The 3,218-nt window shown below is 51.5% G+C and carries 2 rRNA genes; both read left to right on the top strand.

Annotation, left to right across the window (positions count from 1 at the left end):
- The first annotated feature begins 29 nt into the window (after positions 1–29).
- A 23S ribosomal RNA gene (locus ABX75_RS27920) occupies positions 30–2,921 on the top strand.
- Between the two features lie 151 nt (positions 2,922–3,072).
- Positions 3,073–3,188: ribosomal RNA gene (rrf, locus tag ABX75_RS27915) — 5S ribosomal RNA — on the top strand.
- Positions 3,189–3,218 lie beyond the last annotated feature (30 nt).

Below are 3,218 nucleotides of genomic sequence, written 5' to 3'. Positions count from 1 at the left end.
CAGTATAACCAGATTGCTTGGGGTTATATGGTCAAGTGAAGAAGCGCATACGGTGGATGCCTTGGCAGTCAGAGGCGATGAAAGACGTGGTAGCCTGCGAAAAGCTTCGGGGAGTCGGCAAACAGACTTTGATCCGGAGATGTCTGAATGGGGGAACCCAGCCATCATAAGATGGTTATCTTGTACTGAATACATAGGTGCAAGAGGCGAACCAGGGGAACTGAAACATCTAAGTACCCTGAGGAAAAGAAATCAACCGAGATTCCCTTAGTAGTGGCGAGCGAACGGGGACTAGCCCTTAAGTGGCTTTGAGATTAGCGGAACGCTCTGGAAAGTGCGGCCATAGTGGGTGATAGCCCTGTACGCGAAAATCTCTTAGTCATGAAATCGAGTAGGACGGAGCACGAGAAACTTTGTCTGAATATGGGGGGACCATCCTCCAAGGCTAAATACTACTGACTGACCGATAGTGAACTAGTACCGTGAGGGAAAGGCGAAAAGAACCCCGGAGAGGGGAGTGAAATAGATCCTGAAACCGTATGCGTACAAGCAGTGGGAGCAGACTTTGTTCTGTGACTGCGTACCTTTTGTATAATGGGTCAGCGACTTATTTTCAGTGGCGAGCTTAACCGAATAGGGGAGGCGTAGCGAAAGCGAGTCTTAATAGGGCGTCTAGTCGCTGGGAATAGACCCGAAACCGGGCGATCTATCCATGGGCAGGTTGAAGGTTGGGTAACACTAACTGGAGGACCGAACCGACTACCGTTGAAAAGTTAGCGGATGACCTGTGGATCGGAGTGAAAGGCTAATCAAGCTCGGAGATAGCTGGTTCTCCTCGAAAGCTATTTAGGTAGCGCCTCATGTATCACTGTAGGGGGTAGAGCACTGTTTCGGCTAGGGGGTCATCCCGACTTACCAAACCGATGCAAACTCCGAATACCTACAAGTGCCGAGCATGGGAGACACACGGCGGGTGCTAACGTCCGTCGTGAAAAGGGAAACAACCCAGACCGTCAGCTAAGGTCCCAAAGTTATGGTTAAGTGGGAAACGATGTGGGAAGGCTTAGACAGCTAGGAGGTTGGCTTAGAAGCAGCCACCCTTTAAAGAAAGCGTAATAGCTCACTAGTCGAGTCGGCCTGCGCGGAAGATGTAACGGGGCTCAAACCATACACCGAAGCTACGGGTATCACGTAAGTGATGCGGTAGAGGAGCGTTCTGTAAGCCTGTGAAGGTGAGTTGAGAAGCTTGCTGGAGGTATCAGAAGTGCGAATGCTGACATGAGTAACGACAATGGGTGTGAAAAACACCCACGCCGAAAGACCAAGGTTTCCTGCGCAACGTTAATCGACGCAGGGTTAGTCGGTCCCTAAGGCGAGGCTGAAAAGCGTAGTCGATGGAAAACAGGTTAATATTCCTGTACTTCTGGTTATTGCGATGGAGGGACGGAGAAGGCTAGGCCAGCTTGGCGTTGGTTGTCCAAGTTTAAGGTGGTAGGCTGAGATCTTAGGTAAATCCGGGATCTTAAGGCCGAGAGCTGATGACGAGTGTTCTTTTAGAACACGAAGTGGTTGATGCCATGCTTCCAAGAAAAGCTTCTAAGCTTCAGGTAACCAGGAACCGTACCCCAAACCGACACAGGTGGTTGGGTAGAGAATACCAAGGCGCTTGAGAGAACTCGGGTGAAGGAACTAGGCAAAATGGCACCGTAACTTCGGGAGAAGGTGCGCCGGTGAGGGTGAAGGACTTGCTCCGTAAGCCCATGCCGGTCGAAGATACCAGGCCGCTGCGACTGTTTATTAAAAACACAGCACTCTGCAAACACGAAAGTGGACGTATAGGGTGTGACGCCTGCCCGGTGCCGGAAGGTTAATTGATGGGGTTAGCTAACGCGAAGCTCTTGATCGAAGCCCCGGTAAACGGCGGCCGTAACTATAACGGTCCTAAGGTAGCGAAATTCCTTGTCGGGTAAGTTCCGACCTGCACGAATGGCGTAACGATGGCGGCGCTGTCTCCACCCGAGACTCAGTGAAATTGAAATCGCTGTGAAGATGCAGTGTATCCGCGGCTAGACGGAAAGACCCCGTGAACCTTTACTATAGCTTTGCACTGGACTTTGAATTTGCTTGTGTAGGATAGGTGGGAGGCTTTGAAGCGTGGACGCCAGTCTGCGTGGAGCCATCCTTGAAATACCACCCTGGCAACTTTGAGGTTCTAACTCAGGTCCGTTATCCGGATCGAGGACAGTGTATGGTGGGTAGTTTGACTGGGGCGGTCTCCTCCTAAAGAGTAACGGAGGAGTACGAAGGTGCGCTCAGACCGGTCGGAAATCGGTCGTAGAGTATAAAGGCAAAAGCGCGCTTGACTGCGAGACAGACACGTCGAGCAGGTACGAAAGTAGGTCTTAGTGATCCGGTGGTTCTGTATGGAAGGGCCATCGCTCAACGGATAAAAGGTACTCCGGGGATAACAGGCTGATACCGCCCAAGAGTTCATATCGACGGCGGTGTTTGGCACCTCGATGTCGGCTCATCACATCCTGGGGCTGAAGCCGGTCCCAAGGGTATGGCTGTTCGCCATTTAAAGTGGTACGCGAGCTGGGTTTAGAACGTCGTGAGACAGTTCGGTCCCTATCTGCCGTGGACGTTTGAGATTTGAGAGGGGCTGCTCCTAGTACGAGAGGACCGGAGTGGACGAACCTCTGGTGTTCCGGTTGTCACGCCAGTGGCATTGCCGGGTAGCTATGTTCGGAATAGATAACCGCTGAAAGCATCTAAGCGGGAAACTAGCCTCAAGATGAGATCTCACTGGAACCTTGAGTTCCCTGAAGGGCCGTCGAAGACTACGACGTTGATAGGTTGGGTGTGTAAGCGCTGTGAGGCGTTGAGCTAACCAATACTAATTGCCCGTGAGGCTTGACCATATAACACCCAAGCAATTTGAGTCGAAAGGCCAGATTGCGGTGTGTGAAGACGCAATGAACCGAAAGTTCGATGCTCACAAAACACCGACAGCTGTCACATACCCAATTTGCTGAAGCGAGGCCAAAAGGTCACGAGTCAGTACCCGAATTTCTTGACGACCATAGAGCATTGGAACCACCTGATCCCATCCCGAACTCAGAAGTGAAACGATGCATCGCCGATGGTAGTGTGGGGTTTCCCCATGTGAGAGTAGGTCATCGTCAAGATTAAATTCCGAAACCCCAATTGCGAAAGCA

This window comes from Pseudomonas sp. ARP3 (assembly GCF_001029595.1).
Classification (GTDB): domain Bacteria; phylum Pseudomonadota; class Gammaproteobacteria; order Pseudomonadales; family Pseudomonadaceae; genus Aquipseudomonas; species Aquipseudomonas rhodesiae.
Note: the sequence above shows the minus strand (reverse complement) of the source record. Positions and strands in the feature narration are given on the sequence as shown.